The 17,584-nt window shown below is 58.4% G+C and carries 12 protein-coding genes and 1 tRNA gene; 7 read left to right on the top strand and 6 right to left on the bottom strand.

The features are described 5' to 3' along the window. The first annotated feature begins 325 nt into the window (after positions 1-325). Entirely contained in the window at positions 326-1,393 is a 1,068-nt protein-coding gene (holA, locus tag ACVWY8_RS03030; RefSeq protein ID WP_457393170.1) for a DNA polymerase III subunit delta, read from the top strand. Positions 1,394-1,457: 64 nt separating this feature from the next. Here the strand turns inward: holA and ACVWY8_RS03035 are convergent, their stop codons facing one another. From ACVWY8_RS03035 to ACVWY8_RS03045, 3 genes are all read right to left on the bottom strand, one after another. Next, positions 1,458-2,069 (bottom strand): cytochrome c oxidase subunit 3, encoded by a 612-nt coding sequence (locus ACVWY8_RS03035; RefSeq protein ID WP_457393168.1) that lies wholly within the window; start codon positions 2,067-2,069, stop codon positions 1,458-1,460. A gap of 118 nt (positions 2,070-2,187) precedes the next feature. Further along, complete coding sequence (ctaD, locus tag ACVWY8_RS03040; protein ID WP_457393165.1) at positions 2,188-3,894, bottom strand: cytochrome c oxidase subunit I; 1,707 nt, start codon at positions 3,892-3,894, stop codon at positions 2,188-2,190. A 77-nt stretch (positions 3,895-3,971) separates the two neighbouring features. After that, positions 3,972-4,940 (bottom strand): cytochrome c oxidase subunit II, encoded by a 969-nt coding sequence (locus tag ACVWY8_RS03045; RefSeq protein WP_457393162.1) that lies wholly within the window; start codon positions 4,938-4,940, stop codon positions 3,972-3,974. 536 nt (positions 4,941-5,476) lie between these two features. On the opposite strand from ACVWY8_RS03045, the gene ACVWY8_RS03050 reads away from it, so the two are divergent. From ACVWY8_RS03050 to ACVWY8_RS03065, 4 genes are all read left to right on the top strand, one after another. Continuing rightward, the gene (locus ACVWY8_RS03050; RefSeq protein WP_457396806.1) at positions 5,477-6,580 is read left to right on the top strand and encodes an FAD-binding oxidoreductase; all 1,104 of its coding nucleotides are present in this window, start codon (positions 5,477-5,479) and stop codon (positions 6,578-6,580) included. A gap of 143 nt (positions 6,581-6,723) precedes the next feature. Next, positions 6,724-7,536, top strand: a complete 813-nt coding sequence (locus tag ACVWY8_RS03055; RefSeq protein WP_457393156.1) for a TPM domain-containing protein — start codon at positions 6,724-6,726, stop codon at positions 7,534-7,536. An 83-nt stretch (positions 7,537-7,619) separates the two neighbouring features. After that, a tRNA-Thr gene (locus ACVWY8_RS03060) sits at positions 7,620-7,692 on the top strand. A 189-nt stretch (positions 7,693-7,881) separates the two neighbouring features. Continuing rightward, a complete protein-coding gene (locus ACVWY8_RS03065; protein ID WP_457393153.1) occupies positions 7,882-9,480 on the top strand; it encodes a DUF6930 domain-containing protein in 1,599 nt (532 codons plus the stop codon). A gap of 258 nt (positions 9,481-9,738) precedes the next feature. Here ACVWY8_RS03065 and fni read toward each other — a convergent pair whose 3' ends face one another. After that, on the bottom strand, positions 9,739-10,797 hold the full coding sequence (fni, locus tag ACVWY8_RS03070) for a type 2 isopentenyl-diphosphate Delta-isomerase (protein ID WP_457393330.1): 1,059 nt from the start codon (positions 10,795-10,797) through the stop codon (positions 9,739-9,741). A 302-nt stretch (positions 10,798-11,099) separates the two neighbouring features. Between fni and ACVWY8_RS03075 the strand changes: the two genes are divergently transcribed. After that, positions 11,100-11,909 (top strand): response regulator transcription factor, encoded by an 810-nt coding sequence (locus ACVWY8_RS03075; RefSeq protein ID WP_414522992.1) that lies wholly within the window; start codon positions 11,100-11,102, stop codon positions 11,907-11,909. On the opposite strand, the gene ACVWY8_RS03080 is transcribed toward ACVWY8_RS03075, so the two are convergent. Next, positions 11,906-12,967 (bottom strand): tetratricopeptide repeat protein, encoded by a 1,062-nt coding sequence (locus ACVWY8_RS03080; protein WP_457393150.1) that lies wholly within the window; start codon positions 12,965-12,967, stop codon positions 11,906-11,908. The two genes, ACVWY8_RS03075 and ACVWY8_RS03080, sit on opposite strands and share 4 nt — an antisense overlap. A 412-nt stretch (positions 12,968-13,379) precedes the next feature. Further along, the gene (gene glgP / locus ACVWY8_RS03085; RefSeq protein ID WP_457393148.1) at positions 13,380-15,980 is read right to left on the bottom strand and encodes an alpha-glucan family phosphorylase; all 2,601 of its coding nucleotides are present in this window, start codon (positions 15,978-15,980) and stop codon (positions 13,380-13,382) included. A 150-nt stretch (positions 15,981-16,130) separates the two neighbouring features. Between glgP and mnmE the strand changes: the two genes are divergently transcribed. After that, positions 16,131-17,510 carry a tRNA uridine-5-carboxymethylaminomethyl(34) synthesis GTPase MnmE gene (gene mnmE, locus ACVWY8_RS03090; RefSeq protein ID WP_414418763.1) on the top strand — a complete coding sequence of 460 codons (1,380 nt, stop codon included), beginning with the start codon at positions 16,131-16,133 and terminating at the stop codon, positions 17,508-17,510. The last annotated feature ends 74 nt before the right edge of the window (positions 17,511-17,584 follow it).

Below are 17,584 nucleotides of genomic sequence, written 5' to 3' on the forward strand. Positions count from 1 at the left end.
TTTAACCCTGCAGTCTCTGCTCCTAATTCAACTGTAGGAGAAGGTCTACGAAATCTCTTCAGTGGGAATACAGAACTTTTTGAGCTGCGGAGACTTCTGGATTATGAAAGTTATGTAAAGATGCCTTTGTTTTCGCCAGACAGGGCGAGTACTTGACCTATTCTTAAACAACTTGAGTCAAGCTGGGCTCGGTATCTTCACTTGGACTGACTCCCTCCACCAAGTTGAGCAGGGATCCCAGCCAAACCGCTTAGACAAGGTGAGCTGGCTTACGCAAAATGGAGGAAGTAGGGGAAAAGCATCTCGTAAATCACTCGGTCGAAGCGTGCCCGTTTACCTGTACTGGGGAGATGACACCTATCGCCTGATGCAGGCGGTACAGCAGTTGCGGGATCAAGTGCTGGATCCCCACTGGGCAGCTTTTAACTACGATCGCCTGCCGCCGGAATCCACGATTGCCGGGCTCAACCAAGCCATGACCCCGCCGCTGGGATCCAACGCCCGCTTGGTTTGGCTGGAAGAGACAACACTCACCCAACATTGCCCGGAAGATCTGTGGGAAGAAGTGGAGCGAACCTTGGCCCAGTTACCCCCTACCACCCATTTGCTCTTGACCACCAGCAGCAAACCGGATGGGCGCCTGAAATCCACCAAAATCCTCAAAAAAACGGCCATTGTCCGCGAGTTTTCGCAACTGGCCCCTTGGGATGAGGAGGGCATTCTCCAGCAGGTGCAGCGGGAAGCTGAACAACGGGATCTGGCCCTCAGCCCGGCAGCCGCCCAGAAATTGGCCGAGGCGGTGGGCAATGACTCCCGTCGCTTGGCGATGGAATTGGAAAAGCTGGCCCTGTTTACGGCAGGTCAACAGGATCCCATTTCTCCTGAACAAGTCGAGGCGTTAGTTCCCGCCAGCGCCTACAACAGCTTTCAATTGGCGGGATCCCTGCGCAAAGGGAATCTGGAACAAGCCCTACGCATCTTGACCCATCTGCTGGATCACAACGAGCCGGCCCTGAGGATTCTGGCGGTGTTGGTAGGCCAATTTCGCACCTGGCTATGGGTGCGGCTGCTGCTGGATCAGGGAGAACGGGATCCCAAGGTCATCGCCCAGAAAGCAGAAATCGGGAATCCCAATCGGGTTTACTTTCTGCAAAAAGAGGTGGGATCCCTGAAGACCACAGCTTTACTGAAAGCAATGCAGCAGCTTTTGCAATTGGAATACAACCTCAAGCAAGGACAGCCGGAACGAGATGCCTTTCAAGAAGCGCTGATCCAAATCGTGGCCTTTCTCCAGAAAGGCTCATCTTCCCGCAGCCGCTCTCAGACCTCAGCCGCCGCTCTTCTTGGGGAGAGGGGAACCATTGGCCCAGCGAGCCGCTCCACTGCCACTTGAGGTAACCATGGGGCAGAGCTGAAATGGCTCTACGGGTTGCTGCCAAAATGGCTTCGAGACAACCTCAGAGCAAATAGAGCAAGATAAACAACACGATCCAAACCCCATCCACAAAGTGCCAGTAGATCTCGGCAGCTTCGACGCCAAAATGATGTTGGGCGCTGTAGTGGCCGGGTTTAAAGGAGCGCCAGAGCACCGCCAGAATAAACAGCAACCCTGCCATCACGTGGAGACCATGAAACCCCGTTAAAACATAGAAGGTGCTGGCAAACAAATTGGTGGTGAGGCCAAACTCCAGGTTGCTGTACTCATAGAGTTGCCCTGCCAGGAAAACCGCCCCCATCAGCGCTGTGAGGGCAAACCACAGCCGCAGACCCCTGACATCATCGGCCTTGATGGCCGACCCAGCTTTGTGAATGACGAAGCTGCTGGAGAGCAAGATCACCGTGTTGATCCCAGGCAAAAGCAATTCCCGCTCTGGGGTTCCCTCCGGCGGCCACACCGGGGCGGTGAGGCTATAGGCCAGGTAGGCTATGAACAGCCCTAGGAAAAGACAGCCTTCTGCCACCAAAAACATCAAGATGCCAAAGACGCGATGATCTGGGTGCTCAGCATGGGCAGTGTGGGCCCTTGAGTGGCCAACCATCAGCGTTTTAGAGGCAAGGGATCCTTGCATATTCCTTTCCACCTAAATTCCTGAATTCCTGAGACTTCTTGAGGCTGTACAAGCAGCCCAGCCAAGACTGGAATACCCAGTGAGCAGGGGATCAGCCGCCCACCGGGCATTCGGCCTGCTAAGAAGAAGTAGGCTCCGCTTCCGCCAGTGCCAGCTCCCGCACGCTCTGCAACTGAGCAGCAAAGTAGTCCAGCGTCTCTTTGCTGTGCAAGCCGTAGTCGTAGGGGCCAGTTAGCAGAATGGGATCCCCATAGAAGTTGTGGGCAGGCGGCGGCGAAGCAGTCGTCCACTCCAGGGTGAGAGCCTGCCAGGGGTTGTCTCCCGCCTTGGGCCCGGCCACCCAGGAGTAGATGGCGTTAACCAAAAAGGGCAGGGTGGAAATGGCCAGAACAAAGGCCCCCACCGAGCTGATCCAGTTGAGGTCGGCAAATTGGGGATCGTACTGGGCCACCCGGCGGGGCATCCCCATCAGGCCCAGCTTGTGCATCGGCAAGAAGCACATGTTAAAGCCGACAAAGGTCAACACAAAGTGCACCCGCCCCCAAAACTCGTTCAGCAGCCGCCCCGTCATCTTGGGGAACCAGTGGTAGATGCCGGCATAGATCCCAAAGACGCTGCCGCCAAACAACACGTAGTGTAGGTGGGCTACCACAAAGTAGGTGTCGTGAACGTGGATATCCAGAGGCACCGAGGCGAGGATAATCCCGCTCAAGCCGCCGATCACAAACATCGAGACAAAGCCCATGCCAAACAGCATGGCCGACCGGAAGTGGATCTTGCCGCCCCACAAAGTGGCCAGCCAGCTAAACACCTTGATCCCAGTGGGAACGGCAATGGCCATGGTGGCGATCATGAAGAACACCCGCATCCAGTCAGGGGTGCCACTGGTGAACATGTGGTGCGCCCAGACGATCAACCCCAAAAAGCAGATGGCCAAGCTGGAATAGGCAATGGCTTTGTAAGCAAAGATGGGCTTGCGGGCATGCACCGGCAAAATCTCCGAGATCATGCCAAAGACTGGCAAGATCATGATGTACACCGCCGGGTGGGAGTAGAACCAGAACATGTGCTGGTAGACCACCGGATCCCCGCCGCCGCTGGGGTTAAAAAAGGCCGTGCCTGCCAAGAGGTCAAAGCTAAGCAAAATCAATGCACCGGCCAAAACCGGTGTTGCAATGAGGGTAAGAATAGATGCTGCCAGCATGGCCCAGCAAAACAGCGGCATGTCTTCCATCTTCATGCCGGGCATGCGCATCTTCAGAATGGTGGTGATGAAGTTAACCGCCGCCAGGATGGAAGAGGTTCCTGCCAACAAAATGCTCAGGATCCAGAGTTCTTCCCCCACCTTGCCGCTGATCAAGCTGAGGGGGGGGTAGGAAGTCCAGCCGGCAGCCGGAGCCTCTATGAACAGGCTGGCCAAAAGCAGGATCCCTGTGGGTGGAACCAGCCAAAAGGCCACTGCATTCAGCTTGGGGAAGGCCATATCCCGCGCCCCAATCATCAGCGGTACCAGGTAGTTGCCAAAGCCCCCCACCAAAGCAGGCACGATCCACAAAAAGATCATGATCGTGGCGTGCAGGGTAAAGGCACCGTTGTACCGCTCAAAGCCGAGAAAGTCGGCCTCTGGAGTAGCCAGCTCTGCCCGTACTGCCGTCGCCAGCGCCCCTCCCACCAAGTAGAAGAAAAAGGTGGTCACCAAGTACTGGATCCCGATGACCTTGTGATCGGTGGAAAAAGTAAAGAAGCGCCACCAAGGCTCAGCAGGAAGTTCCAGTTCAACCTTCGGTGCAGTAACAAGTCTCGGATTGTCTTGTAGCTGGGTCATTGCCAAAAAGCTCCCGTGTCGCGTCGGCGGAATGTTGTTCCCACAAGCGCAGGCCAAAGGGGCGTCAGGGATCCCGGCTAGCCTGCAGAAGGAAGGGATCCGGAGTGGAGCTGGAGAGAAGTTAGCTCGGAAGGAGAAATGCCCAGGCGCTGTTGGTAAGCCTTGGCGAATGCCGAGGATGGCTGGGATTCGGAAGCTAAGGCCACAGCTTTGTCCTCAGGGCGAGCAGCCAGAACCTGCTCTTTCTGCCACTGCTCAAAAACTTCCGGCGTATCCACAAACAATTGCCCTGCCATCACCCCATGATAGGGGCCGCACAGCTCTGCGCAGACAATGGGGTACTGCCCCAGTTGGGTAGGCACAAACTCCAGGTGGGTCTCTCGGCCCGGGATCACATCCTGCTTGAGGCGAAACTGCGGCACCCAGAAGGCATGGTTCACATCCAGAGCCGTCATATCCAAGCGCACCCGCTTGTTTAGAGGAAGGTGCAGCTCGCTGGCCACCAGGCCGGAATCCGGGTAGGTGAACATCCAAGCATATTGCATGCCCTGCACTTGGACGACCAGATCCGGCTGGCCCATTTCCTTCCCGGGTAGCACTACAGGGGTATAAGCGTAGCCGGGATCCCCCGCCTCAGCTTCGTGGGAAGACTCCATCGCCATGGCCGCGTGGATATGGCCGCCGACATGAGCACCCCCGTAAACAGCTTGATAGACATCTAGGCTGGCCAAGCCCAACCAAAGAATGATCACCGCCGGCACCGCCGTCCACACGATCTCCAGCAGCACATTGCCGTGGCTGGGATCCCCGTCGCCTTTGTCGCCTCGCCGCTTGCGGTAGCGGACAATACAGTAGAGAAGTACACCCTGTACCACCAAAAAGATCCCTGTGGCAATGGTTATGGTGCTGTTAAAGAGGCTGTCGAACAAGGGGGCTGATTCGGCAGCAGATTCGGGAAGCAGATGGTGGTTTTGCCCGTACCAAAGGCTGGCAAGGGTCAGGAGGATCCCCATAGCCACCAAGATGATGTTGCTCAGCGCACTCACGACTGCTTTTCCCCAATACAAAGAGCGTCCATCCTAGCAGATAATCTGCTCACAGCGTCTGCAAACTACCTTGCTCAACTTAATCCGTCGTTTTTTACTGTTGCCGTTTTTTATTTTTGTTTGCATTGTTTACGGAGTTTACAAAGTTTTCCGATTGTAGAGTCTGCTTCGCTGGGCACGGCTTCTCCACTAGTATCAGATAGTAGTCTGCGGGAGAGAGAAACCCTGCAGGCTTATGGATCTCTTCAGGATCTTTCAGGGTGAGCAGTGACGAGGCGGAGCTTTGGTTCCGAAATTTTCGGCAGACCTGTGTAAGGGCGGTACCACATTGAAGGCTGGCTCTGGTTGAGGGTCATCTCTCCAAGCTGAGATTTTTGCTGGCTGTAGACTGAGGTAGGGTGGGATAACCCTGCAATTGGGCTGGTTTGGACAGGTTTTCTCTCTTTAATCTCTGCTTCTGTTTAATCTCTGCTTCGCTTTCCCCAATGTCTTCTCCCCATTCACTGGCGACCTTGCTATCTGATCCAGGGGATCCCTTGCCGATCCAGACTCCATCAACGGTCTCGGAATTGGCCGGAATCTTAAAGGAGTGCCAAGGGCGGAAAGTGCTGCCGCTGGGGCAGGGGAGCAAGTGGGGCTGGGCCCACTCTGTGGAGCCGGTGGATTTGGTTCTCAGCACGCGCGGCTTACGCCGGCTCATCGACCATGCAGCCGCCGATCTCACCGTTACGGTGGAAGCCGGTATGACTTTGGCGGAACTGCAACCCATTTTGGCGGAGCGAGGGCAATGGTGGCCGGTGGATCCCCTCTATCCGGAGCGGGCTACCCTGGGGGGCATTATCGCCACTGCCGATACGGGTTCTCTGCGCTGGCGTTACGGCGGGATCCGCGACTTGCTGCTGGGCATAGCCTGGGTGCGGGCGGATGGGGAAGTGGCCAAAGCGGGCGGGCGGGTTGTCAAGAATGTTGCTGGCTATGACCTGATGAAGCTGTTCACCGGATCCTTGGGCAGCCTAGGAATTTTGACCCAGGTGAGCCTACGGCTTTACCCGTTGCCGGCAGCTCAGTTTGCTTTGCTGGCTACAGGATCCCTGCCGGAGCTGGAGGTTTTGTGTCGGCAGGTGCTGACCGGCCCCGTTAACCCTGTGGGGGTGGATCTCTGGCTGAGGGCAGAGGGATCCCAAGTTTGGCTCAGCTTTCACGGCTCGGAGCGGGCGATTGCCCAGCAGATGGCCCAAACGCGGCGGCTGGCCCCTGCAGGGCTGACTTTGCAGGAAGTGAATCCCGGCTCTCTGTCCCTGCCTCAACCCGGCTCAGGAGCAGTGCTGGCCAAGTTCGGGTGCCTGCCCAGTCAGAGCTTGGCAACACTGGAGCAGTTTCAAACCCTGTTTCCTGGAGCTCAGGTGCAACTGCACCGAGGCTGTGGGCTAGGACGGGCTTGGCTGGTTCAGCCAGAAGTGGGATCCCTAATGCAACTGCAGCGCTACCTCAAGTCCGCAGGCGGATTTCTCCTGCTTCTGGAGGCTCCGCCAGCTCTGAAGAAGGCTCTTGCCCATGACTTTGGCCCGGCTGCCAGCCTAATGCGCAAGCTGAAGCAGCAATTTGACCCTGCCGGCACCTTCAGCCCCAGCTTGATATAAACATCGCCCTCGCCACCGCTGCTTCCTCGGGATCCCTCTGGCCAAACGTCTTGTTCCGGTGCATGATAGATCTATAAGAAATTGAAACATTTCTTAACATCATTTCTCAGTATCTCAGCGTCAAAGCTAAGAGAGGGATCAGCATGAGCATCGAGTGGCAACGGATACTCCACATTGGGGTGGGCTTTTGCCTTGGGCTGTTGATTGCGGTGGGCGGGGGATCCCTGACCTGGGCGCAACCTGCCCTGCCGGTGGTGCCGATGGAGTTGCCCCAGCCGCCTGTGCCGGTCTTGGACTTGGCGGATCAGTTGACCAGCAATCAGGAAGCTCAACTGGCCCAGCATCTGAACAAGTTAGAGCAAGACACCGGCTGGAAGCTGCGGGTGCTGACTCAGTTCGACCAAACACCGGGTCGTCAGGTGAAGGAATACTGGGGCTTGAATGAGCGCAGCGTTCTGATGGTGGCGGATCCCAGGGGGGGCAACTTGCTGGCGTTTAATGTAGGGGATGCTGTGCGCGAGATCTTGCCACGTACCTTTTGGATTGAGCTGCAATCTCGCTTTGGCAATCAATTCTACGTGCGGGAGCACGGCACCCACCGCGCCATCTTAGAGACCGTGGATGTCTTGGATCGCTGCTTTCATCAGGGGGGCTGCCGTGTGGTGCCCGGCCTGCCTCAGGAGCAGTGGATCCTAACGCTGGTGACCTCGATTTTGGGCGGGATTGTCTTCGGGTTTGCCGGCAAGCCCCGCCATGCGGAGGAGCTGTTTAACTGGCGTTGGGCCTTGCTCATTTCTCCCCTGTGGTTCATTCTGTTCGGGGCCTTCGGTATCGGGCCGGTGGTCACACGCACGCAGGATTGGATCCCGGTCTTGCGCAACGTCTTGGGGTTTCTGGCAGGGGCTTTGGTGATCTACCTAGCTCCCATTGCTCGCCCGGCAGTGGATCAGCAGTAGCTGACTCGTGAAGTCGGCTGGGCGTCCTTCCCTGCGAGCCCCAGTTCGCAGGGGACAAATGCTAGAATCGGTGAGCAGAAATTGCTGGTGTAGCTCAGTTGGTAGAGCACTCGACTTGTAATCGAGCGGTCGTCAGTTCGAATCTGACCATCAGCTTTTGTTGCTATAGAGCTGGGCTCTGCCGTCTCCTCTCGCTGAAGCAGAACTCAGCTTCTACACTGGTGGTTAGATTGGCATTAGCGGGATCCCTGGGTCTTGTTGACAGGAGGCCAAGGCCGATCCCTGCTCAGTTTGGCATACCTACTCAGCCGATTGGGTTGTTCTCCTGATTCTCCTTGGATGTCTATGTCCGGTCTCCCAGCCGCTACGGTTCGTCGATTGCAAAAGCTGCCCCAGGTGCCCTCCGTGTGGGAAGGGGATCGCCACAAGCTCTCAGGATCGCCACCCATGGGATCCCAGACAGAGGGGGAGTGCATTCTTTGGGTAGATGGCGTTCAGGGCGTGGTACGGGCCATGGAAGTAGTGCCCGCCGATTCTGGCTTTGAGCCGATGGTGCGAACCTTGATTGTGGCCATGGAGCGGCCCCATGCTGCCTCACCTGCTCGCCCCCAGAAGATCATCGTGCGGGATCGAGAGGTGCAATTTTTCTTGCGCGGCATCCTGCACGAGCTGGACATCAAGGTGGAATGCCAGCCGGAATTGCCTCTAATCGATGAGATCCTGCAGAGCTTTGAAGAGGCCAACGAACGGATCCCTCCCCCTCTGCCGGAACACTATGCTGAGTTGCTGACCGGCAAAGCCCTCACCCTGTGGCGAGATGCTCCCTGGGATTACCTAGAGGATCACCAAATCTTGGCCATCGACCTAGATCACTGGGACATCCAAACCCTTTATGTCTCGGTGATGGGGCGGTTGGGCATGGAGTATGGGGTGCTTTTTTATCGCTCGCTGCCCTCTCTTAAACAGTTTCGCCAGGATGCGGGCCAGCCGGATACTCCCGAAGAGATGGAGGAAGCCTTCCTCAGACAAGATTGTCTCTATCTCACATTCCAAGCTCGCAATCCTGAACTCAACGAACTGCCGGATCTGGACTTGGCAGATTTGGATCCTGAGGAAGTTGAGCCGAACTTCGGCACCATTCACCCCCTGGAAGGCTTGCGCGTGACTTTGCAGGAGGACGAGGCAGCGGTCTTATCGGTGGCCCTGGAAGCCTTGCATCGCTTCTTCAAGCAGTACCACCGCAAGCTGGAAGATGACTTTCGCTCCTATCAAGGTCGGTACCGCATTCCCAACCCCCAAGAGAAGGGAGCAACCCTTTCGGTGCAGGTGCGCACTCTGCCGGACGTGGCCGAAGAGCTGCTGGAGCTGGAAGGGGAGGAGGAAGAACCTGCCCAAACCCTGCTGCGGGATGATTTGGTGCCCGAGGGGGCGCAGATAGGTCTGGGGGTCTTGCCGTGGACAACGGTGGAAATGCTGCGGCGCACGGGGCAATGGCATCCCCTCCCCCAAAGCAAGCTGGTGAAAAATGGAGAAGGGCTGCCGGTGGTGATTGTGCGCACCTCTCGATCAAAAGCAAAGCAGCTCATCGAGAATTTGCGTGGGGAAGGTGGGCCGCAAGGCGTTTGTTTCAACACAGGGGTGGATCCCTTCGATGGCGATCGCTACGACCTGGAAATTGTGCAAACGGGCAATCGTGACCTGCACCTGTTTGGGGAGTTTCCCGAAGATGATCCCGTCCACTCCATGGCTCGCAAGCGCTGGGAGCGGCGTTGCCGGGATACGGGTGGCTATTGCGGCTTGGTGGTGGCGATGGGGGTGAATTCTACGCGCCCAGAGCTGCAAGTGCGCCACATTCTGGCCCTGTTTGAGATGCAGGCTTTGAACCCAACGGGACTGGGACTGGGGCCGATGGTGCGGATTAGCCGACAATTGCACTTGCCTTGACCGTCCAGATGGAGGCAGGTTAGGTGCTGCTGGTAACCTGAGCAACTTTCTCCCAGCCGGGATCCCTTCTTTCTATCTCTGGCAGGTTTACCGGGCGGTGATTCGGTTTTTCCAGGGATCCACGCTATCTTGGCTCTGGTTCTCTCCTGGGTGCTGACCGGCAAAATAGCTCGACAAAGCATCTCGACAAAGCATACAGTGGCCCTATCATCTGGGGGCTCTGGTATTGACCCTCAGTTTGTGGCAAGTGCTTGGAGTTTAGGGCAAGGGATCCCAAGTATCCTGCCGCCGCAGGGTAGCTTGTCGCAGCCGAGCCAAGTTGGCCGATCCAGTGCAAAAGGCAACAATGCGCAGCTCCTCGATCACGGCGCGAAAGGTGTCCACCACTGCCTGCATCTGTCCTTGGGAGACGGCGTGTAAAGCGGGGGCGGCCATACCCACCACATCGGCTCCCAGACGGATAGCTTTGGCCGCGTCGATGCCATTGCGGATGCCGCCGCTGGCCACCAGGGGTAAGTCCGGCAGCAGGCGACGAATTTCCAGCAGGGACAAAGCCGTTGGGATCCCCCAATCCCTAAAGCTGTGGGCAATGCGTTTTTTGAGAGCATCTGTTTGGCGATAGGCCTCCACCTCGCTCCAACTGGTGCCGCCCGCCCCCGCCACATCCAGGGCTGCCACGCCGCATTCGGCCAGCTGCTGGGCTACTTTGGCACTGAGGCCATTGCCCACTTCCTTCACCACCACCGGCACCGGTAACTGCGCCACCAACCGTTCGATGCGGCCATACAATCCACGCCAGTCGGGATCCCCTTGGGGCTGAACCGCCTCCTGGAGAGGATTGAGGTGCAGAATCAGCGCATCCGCCTCGATCATCTCCACCGCCCGTCGCGCCTGCTCCAACCCATAGCCGTAGTTGAGCTGAACGGCACCCAGGTTGGCCAGCAGCAGAATATTCGGGGCCACTTGGCGCACCTGGTAAGTCCGGGCTAGCTCTGGATGTTCCAAGGCTGCTCGCTGGGATCCCACCCCCATGGCAATACCCAACTGTTGGGCGGCGGCGGCCAGTTGTCGGTTCAACTCACGGGCAGCCTTTGTTCCCCCCGTCATGCTGCTGATGAGCAGGGGTGCCTGTAGGCGTTTTCCCAAGAATTCGCAGCTTAGGTCGATCTCCGGCAACAGCAGCTCCGGCAGCGCCACATGCTCAAAGAAAAACCGCTCAAACCCGGTGCGGATCCCTTTGGCAGCCACATCCTGCTGCAGAACAATGTCCAGGTGATCCTGTTTGCGCTCGGAAATGGGGGGGAGAGAATCGGCCATCATGTCAGCAGTGCGGAGCACCTTGGTCTTGGTAGAGATTGTCAGTCTATAACGCCGCGCGCTGCCAAAAGCGAACAGCATTGCCCGTTCGCGCTAGCGGGACGGAGTCCAAGGTGACTCGCTATCTACTGGGACAGCAGTGCGGTTCCCGGTAGGGTGCCGGAGGCATAGCACTGTCGCGTCAGCGGTGCGGTTCCCGTTAGGGTGCCGGAGGCATAGCACTGTCGCGTCAGCGGTGCGGAGCACTGTCGCGTCAGCGGTGCGGAGCACTATGATGTGGGCGGGATCCCAACCGAACAGCCATGCAACCCTTGCACATCTTGCTGGCAGAAGGCAACCCTCATCTGCGCAGCTTGCTGTGTTGGCATTTGCAACAGGCCGGACACCAAGTTTGGGAAGCAGAGACCCTTCGCCAAGCAAAGACTCTGCTGCAACACCAGCCCATTCACCTGCTGATTTTGGATGCGGAGCTGTCCAACCGCGGCGGGCTGCAATTGTGCCGGTGGGCCCATCGCCAGTACGATCTGCTGATTTTGCTACTCTCCCACCGGGGATCCGAGGCGGATATCATCGCCGGCCTAGAAGCAGGAGCGGACGATTACCTCACCAAGCCCTTTAGTATGCAACTGCTGGATGCCCACCTTCTAGCCTTGGCTCGGCGGCGACAGCGTCATATCCCCCCTACCTTTCTGCAGTACGGGGATCTCAAAATTGACTTGGTGCAACGGCGCGTCGCCCTGGCCGGGGAAGGGATCGACCTCACGCCCCAGGAGTTTAGCCTGCTGATGGTGCTGGTGCAGGCGGATGGGGATCCCGTCTCTCGTCTAGAGCTGCTGGAGCGAGCGTGGCCGGATTCCACCGATAACCCTCGCACCGTCGATACCCACATCCTCTCGTTGCGCAAAAAGCTGGAACGGGATCCGCGCCAGCCCAGCTTGATCCACACAGTGCGCAATGTCGGCTACTGCTTCGGTCTCAACCCCCCGCTGCCTCAGGAACAGAAAACCGTTTCAGTGGCTGCAGGCGTTTCGGGATCTGGGCCTCAGCGGCAGCGTCGTGGAGTTGCAGCGTCAGGGGAGGCACCTGCAAATCAATCAATCAAATCCCGCTAGGCAGATTGCGCAGGATCCCAGTCGGGATCGCTCAGTTGCAGCAGAGACCGGCGTACCCGCTGCTCCAAGGCCAGGTTGTGATGTCGGCGGCTGACCTGCAAAGCTGCCTGCAAATCCGAAAAAGCTGTTGCTTTATCTCCCATATTCCAGTAGGCCAGCCCTCGTCCGTACAACCCATACTCGTCGGAGAGGTCAATCCGGTTCATGTCCGCTTCCAGGCGAAAGGCCCGCTCGTAGTCATCTAAAGCCGCTTTGATCTCCCCCAGCGCATAGAGAAGGTTGCCCCTGCTGTAGAGAACGTTGGGCTGCTGGGGTTCTCTTTCTAAGCTGCGGCTGAGGTCGGCAATGGCCTCGTCAAAGTAATCACCACAGGCGTAGGTCACCCCCCGCTGGTAGTAGTGGGCTGGGCTGGGATCCCAGTCAATAGCCTGAGACCAATCGGCCAAAGCCGCCTCCCATTCGCCCAGGTAGCTGTGTAAACGGGCCCGCTGGGAATGGGCAAGTGCTGAGGTGGGATCCAAGCGAATGGCTTCATCCAGGTGGGCTAGGGCCAAAGGCAGGGATCCCTGTTGCACGAGCAGGTTGGCCAAGCTGAGGTGGTGGGGGACATTGGGGTGTAGGCGCACCAGCTCAGCAAACTCCGCCGTTGCTCCTTGGAGGTCCCCGAGAGACTGACGAATCAGCCCGCGATAAAAATAGGGTTCTGGTCGCCGCGGGGCCAACCGGATCGCCTGGCCGAAATCCTCCAGGGCCTGGGGAACTTGGCCGAGGGCAAAGTAGGCTTCTCCCCGCAAAATGTAGGCGTTGGCCAGGCAGGGATCCCGTTGCAGAGCCAAGCTGAGCTGTTCAATAGCCCCCAGCAAATCCCGGTTCAGCCACCGTTCTCGACCACGGTTGTAGGCCAAGATGGCCGGACGGGTAAAGGCAGAGATGGCGGCTGCACCCACCAGGCCCATCACTGCCAAAAGACGATCCTGCCGCCAGCTGGCCATGCTCCCCAGCAACAGGGCAACCGCAATCAAAAGGCGCAAACCGGCAGAGTCGTGGGCTCTGAACATACTGCTCTGCACCGCTGTTACGAGCGTATCCTGTTTTTTTAATCTGCTCGCGAGCTTCTCTCTGATTCTGCCCGATTTGGCAGCGAAAAACGCCGAACAGCTCAAGCCCAAAAAGCTCCCGTAGCTCACTTGGATCAAGAGTAGAAAGGGGATCCCCGTGCTCCTCCCAACCCTTTAGCTTGTGGGGGTGTGGGGGTAGCTAAGCCCCGCACTGTACCCGTAGCGTCAGTGTCGGGATACAGATACCCCCACATGGTGTATGATGAGAGTAATTGCACAAAACGGCTTTGCCGGAATCTGGTGCAGCTACGCGGTGGGACATCCCGTGTCTGCTCGCAGAGGGTTCTTGCGTAGGCTCCCCGATGAAGCGAGAAGCCCACACTGTACCCGTAGGGTCAGTGATGGGAGTATGTCACGCCCAGAGCATCAACCGCAGCTCATAGGGATCGTGCATATCGGGGTGAAAGGGCAGCAAGCGGATGGCTAACCCTTGCAAGCCGCTGGCCTCATAGCAAATCTGGCCGGAAAAGATGGCCCGATCCTCCAGCGTCTCCACATAGCGCAGGGAGATTGCCTGTCCTTTCTGAATCTGGCCATCATCCTTGACCGGCCCCTGATAAGCTTGCACGATCACATCCTGAGGTTGCAGGGATCCCAGCCGCACCTCCACCGTCACGGTGAGGGGATCCCTGGCCATCACCACTTGGTCATCCTGTGCCAAGGCAAGGCCGGCAGCGGCAGCTTTCTTCGGGGTTTCGATCTGGACGTTGAGAACCTGGATGTTGTACCAATGCTCCTGCAGGTGGTTTTGCCAACGAACGAACTGGCGGGCCGACTCGAAGTGGTCACGGCGCATGCGGTCGAAGTAGTTGCTGAGAGGAATGTAGGCTCGCTGGACGTACTCCAACACCATGCGCTGCGTGCTGAACTGGGGGCAATTGAGGCGAATCGCCTGCTTCATGCGCTGGATCCACTGATGGGGTAGGCCATCGCTGCCGCGCTGGTAGAAGAGAGGGGCAACCTCTTGTTCCAGCAGGTCGTAGAGGGCATTCGACTCCACCTCATCTTGATAGGCGCGATCCTCATACTCCTCACCGCGGCCAATGGGCCAGCCGGTCTGGTAATAGTCAGCCTCGTCCCACCAGCCGTCCAAAATACTGAGGTTCTGTCCACCGTTGGCTGCCGCCTTCATGCCACTGGTGCCGCTGGCCTCCCGGGGGCGCAAGGGGTTGTTCAGCCACACATCCACCCCGGCCACCATCAAGCTGGTGACATACATGTCGTAGTCCTCAATGAAAACCAAGCGCTGGCGAAACTCCGGCTGCCGCGACACCTGCACGATCTGGCGGATCAGCTCTTTGCCGGGTATGTCGCGGGGGTGGGCCTTGCCGGCAAAGATAAACTGCATCGGGTACTGAGGATGGTTGAGCAAAGCCTTGAGCCGTTCCAGGTTGTGGAACAAAAGGGTGGCCCGCTTGTAGGTGGCAAAGCGGCGGGCAAACCCAATGGTGAGCACCTCCGGGTTGAGGGCCTCAGAGGCCCGTTGGATCTCAGCCGCTGAGGCAGCCCGTTTCTGGAGCTGTTCCATCAAGCGCTCGCGGGTAAAGTTAATCAGGCGGGAGCGGCTGCGCTCGTGGGCCCGCCACAATTCCCCATCCGGAATCCGATCCACCTTTTTCCAGAGGGGATCCGAAGGAGGAGCCTCTGCCCAATCCGGCCCCAGGTAGCGGTCGTAGAGGGCTTGGTTCTCCTCCCCCACCCAGGTGCGGACATGTACCCCGTTGGTGATGGAAGTAATCGGCACTTCTTCCAGCGGGATCCCAGGCCACAGCCGGCTGAACATCTTGCGGGAAACCGCCCCATGCAGCTTGCTCACACCGTTCACAAAAGAGGCCATGTTGATGGCCAGCACTGCCATGCTGAAGGGAGATTGGAAGTCGCCAGTATTTTCCCGTCCCAAAGCCAAAAAGCGCTCCCGGCTCAGGCCCATCTGGCTGTAGTAGAAGCCGAGGTAGTAATCGATCTTGTCGGGCGGGAATAGGTCGATCCCGGCGGGCACCGGCGTGTGGGTGGTAAACATCTGGCTGGACTTGGCCACCTGCCAGGCCTCTTCAAAGCTCAGCCCCTGCTCCACCATCAACAGGCGAATCCGCTCTACTGCCAAAAAGGCCGAGTGCCCTTCGTTCATGTGGTAGACGGTGGGATGGATGCCAAGGGCGCGCAAAGCCCGCACGCCGCCGATCCCCAGCATGATCTCCTGGTGGATGCGCAGATCTTGGTCGCCACCGTACAGCTCATCGGTGATGTCTTGGTCGTACTGGCTGTTGGGCTCGATGTTGGTGTCCAGAAGATAGAGGGGCACCCTCCCCACCGTCACCTTCCAAATGCGGGCGAACACCTTGCGGTTGGGATAATCCACCTCAATGCGAATTTCGCGGCCCTCCGCATCTCTCTGCAGCTCCAGGGGCATGTTAAAGAAATCGTTAACTGGGTAGCGTTCCTGCTGCCAGCCGTCGGGGTTGAGGTACTGGCGGAAATACCCCTTTTGGTAGAGCAAGCCCACACCCACCAGGGGCAAGCCCAGGTCGCTGGCCGCCTTGAGGTGATCCCCGGCCAAAACCCCCAAGCCGCCTGAGTAGAGGGGTAGACAATCCGCCAAACCAAACTCTGCCGAAAAATAGGCGTAGCACTCCCCTTCCACCGCTTGGGCCGAACGATACTTGCGGTACCAAGTGTCTTCCTGCAGATAGCTCTGCAGTTGTTGGCTGGCCCGTTCCAACTGGGCCAAAAAGCCGGGATCCTCCGCCAACTCATCCAGCCGTTCCTGCCGAATCTGGCCCAGAAGAGCCACCGGGTTGTGGCTGCAGGCATCCCACAGATCCGGATCCATGCGCCGGAATAGGCTGCGGGTTTCTACGTTCCAACTAAAATGCAGGTTGTAAGCCAACAAGCGCAGACTTTCCAGCGGAGTAGGCAGGTAGGGAGTGACCTTAAACGTGCGTAGCGGCTTCATAAAGACTGGGAGGAGCGTTGTTTCCACTGTCAGGCTACCTTGCCCTCAGCCTGAGGGCGTGGCTTTTTAACTTGAATGTCGATTTGTAATCCAGTGGATGCCGAGCTGTAATCCAACGGCTGCTCGAACTCCCTCAGGGCTCTATTTGGGATGGATCCGACTGCGCCCCTGGCCGATACGATCGCTGCCATTGCCACTGCGGTGGTGCCTGAACAGGGCAGCGTGGGGATTGTGCGCCTTTCCGGGTCACGAGCCCTTCCCATTGTCCAAGCCATCTTTACCCCTGCCCGCCGCAACGCAGTCTGGGAGAGCCATCGGCTCCTCTACGGCTGGATCCGCGACGAGAAAGGCCAAATCCTAGACGAAGCGCTGGCCGTTTGGATGCAGGCCCCCCGTTCTTACACCCGCGAAGATGTGGCAGAGCTGCATTGCCACGGTGGCATCATGGTGGTTCAGGCCACGTTGCAACAATGCCTGCGGCAGGGGGCGCGGCTGGCTCAGCCGGGGGAGTTTAGCCTGCGCGCTTTTCTGAATGGCCGCATTGACCTCACCCAGGCCGAGAGTGTGGCCGATCTGGTGGCGGCCCGCTCCCCTCAGGCAGCCCGGATGGCCTTGGCGGGCTTACAGGGCAAGCTAGGGGGATCCATTCGCGCCCTGCGCCAGGAGCTGCTGGGTTTATTGGCAGAAATTGAGGCTCGCATCGACTTTGAAGAGGATCTGCCCCCCTTGGACGTTGCTGCTTGGCAGGCCCGGCTCCAAGCTATACAAACCCAGATCCAAGCTCTGCTGGCCACGGCAGAACGGGGACAACTGCTGCGCACCGGGGTGAAGGTGGCCATTGTCGGGAGGCCCAATGTGGGCAAGTCCAGCTTGCTCAATGCCTGGTCAGGACAGGATCGCGCCATCGTCACCGATCTGCCCGGCACCACCCGCGACGTGGTGGAATCCCACCTGGTGGTAAAAGGGATCCCCGTTCAACTGCTGGACACTGCCGGCATCCGCGCCACCGAAGATCCGGTGGAACGGCTGGGGGTGGAGCGCTCCCAACGCCTAGCCCAGGCTGCCGATGTGCTGGTACTGGTCATCGACGCCCAAGCGGGCTGGACGGCTGCCGACGCCGCCATCTACGAGTCGATCCGCCATCGCCCCCTCATCCTGGTGATCAACAAAACCGACCTCGCCCCGCCAGAGGGGATCCCTCTCCCCCCCGAGATTGCCCACCGCGTCCCCACGGTTGCCGCCCAAGGGAAAGGGATCCCGGAGCTGGAAAGAGCCCTGGAGCAGCTCGTCACCCAGGGACGTCCCCAGCCCAATCTGGAGATAAGCCTGAACCAGCGGCAGGCCGCTGCCCTCCAACAAGCCCAAGCCAGCCTGGAACAGGTGGGGCAGGCCATCCAAGCTCAGCTCCCCCTGGACTTTTGGAGCATCGACCTACGGGGCGCCCTGCATGCCCTTGGCCAGATCACCGGCGAGGAGATCTCGGAATCGGTGCTGGATCAGATTTTCAGCCGCTTCTGCATCGGTAAGTAACTCTATAGACTCCTCCTAACTCATACTCATTCTGAGTTTGTGTTACCATGGGCTCAGTTGGGAAGCCGAAGCGG

Source organism: Thermostichus sp. OS-CIW-32 (assembly GCF_054060415.1).

What these genes read in the sequence shown, in the direction of transcription:
- ACVWY8_RS03065 (WP_457393153.1), top strand. Translation starts at nt 7,882, where the DNA reads ATGTCCGGTCTCCCAGCCGCTACGGTTCGTCGATTGCAAAAGCTGCCC.
- ACVWY8_RS03055 (WP_457393156.1), top strand. Translation starts at nt 6,724, where the DNA reads ATGAGCATCGAGTGGCAACGGATACTCCACATTGGGGTGGGCTTTTGC.
- ctaD (WP_457393165.1), bottom strand. Translation starts at nt 3,894, where the DNA reads ATGACCCAGCTACAAGACAATCCGAGACTTGTTACTGCACCGAAGGTT.
- ACVWY8_RS03075 (WP_414522992.1), top strand. Translation starts at nt 11,100, where the DNA reads ATGCAACCCTTGCACATCTTGCTGGCAGAAGGCAACCCTCATCTGCGC.
- ACVWY8_RS03035 (WP_457393168.1), bottom strand. Translation starts at nt 2,069, where the DNA reads ATGCAAGGATCCCTTGCCTCTAAAACGCTGATGGTTGGCCACTCAAGG.
- fni (WP_457393330.1), bottom strand. Translation starts at nt 10,797, where the DNA reads ATGGCCGATTCTCTCCCCCCCATTTCCGAGCGCAAACAGGATCACCTG.
- mnmE (WP_414418763.1), top strand. Translation starts at nt 16,131, where the DNA reads ATGGATCCGACTGCGCCCCTGGCCGATACGATCGCTGCCATTGCCACT.
- ACVWY8_RS03080 (WP_457393150.1), bottom strand. Translation starts at nt 12,967, where the DNA reads ATGTTCAGAGCCCACGACTCTGCCGGTTTGCGCCTTTTGATTGCGGTT.
- glgP (WP_457393148.1), bottom strand. Translation starts at nt 15,980, where the DNA reads ATGAAGCCGCTACGCACGTTTAAGGTCACTCCCTACCTGCCTACTCCG.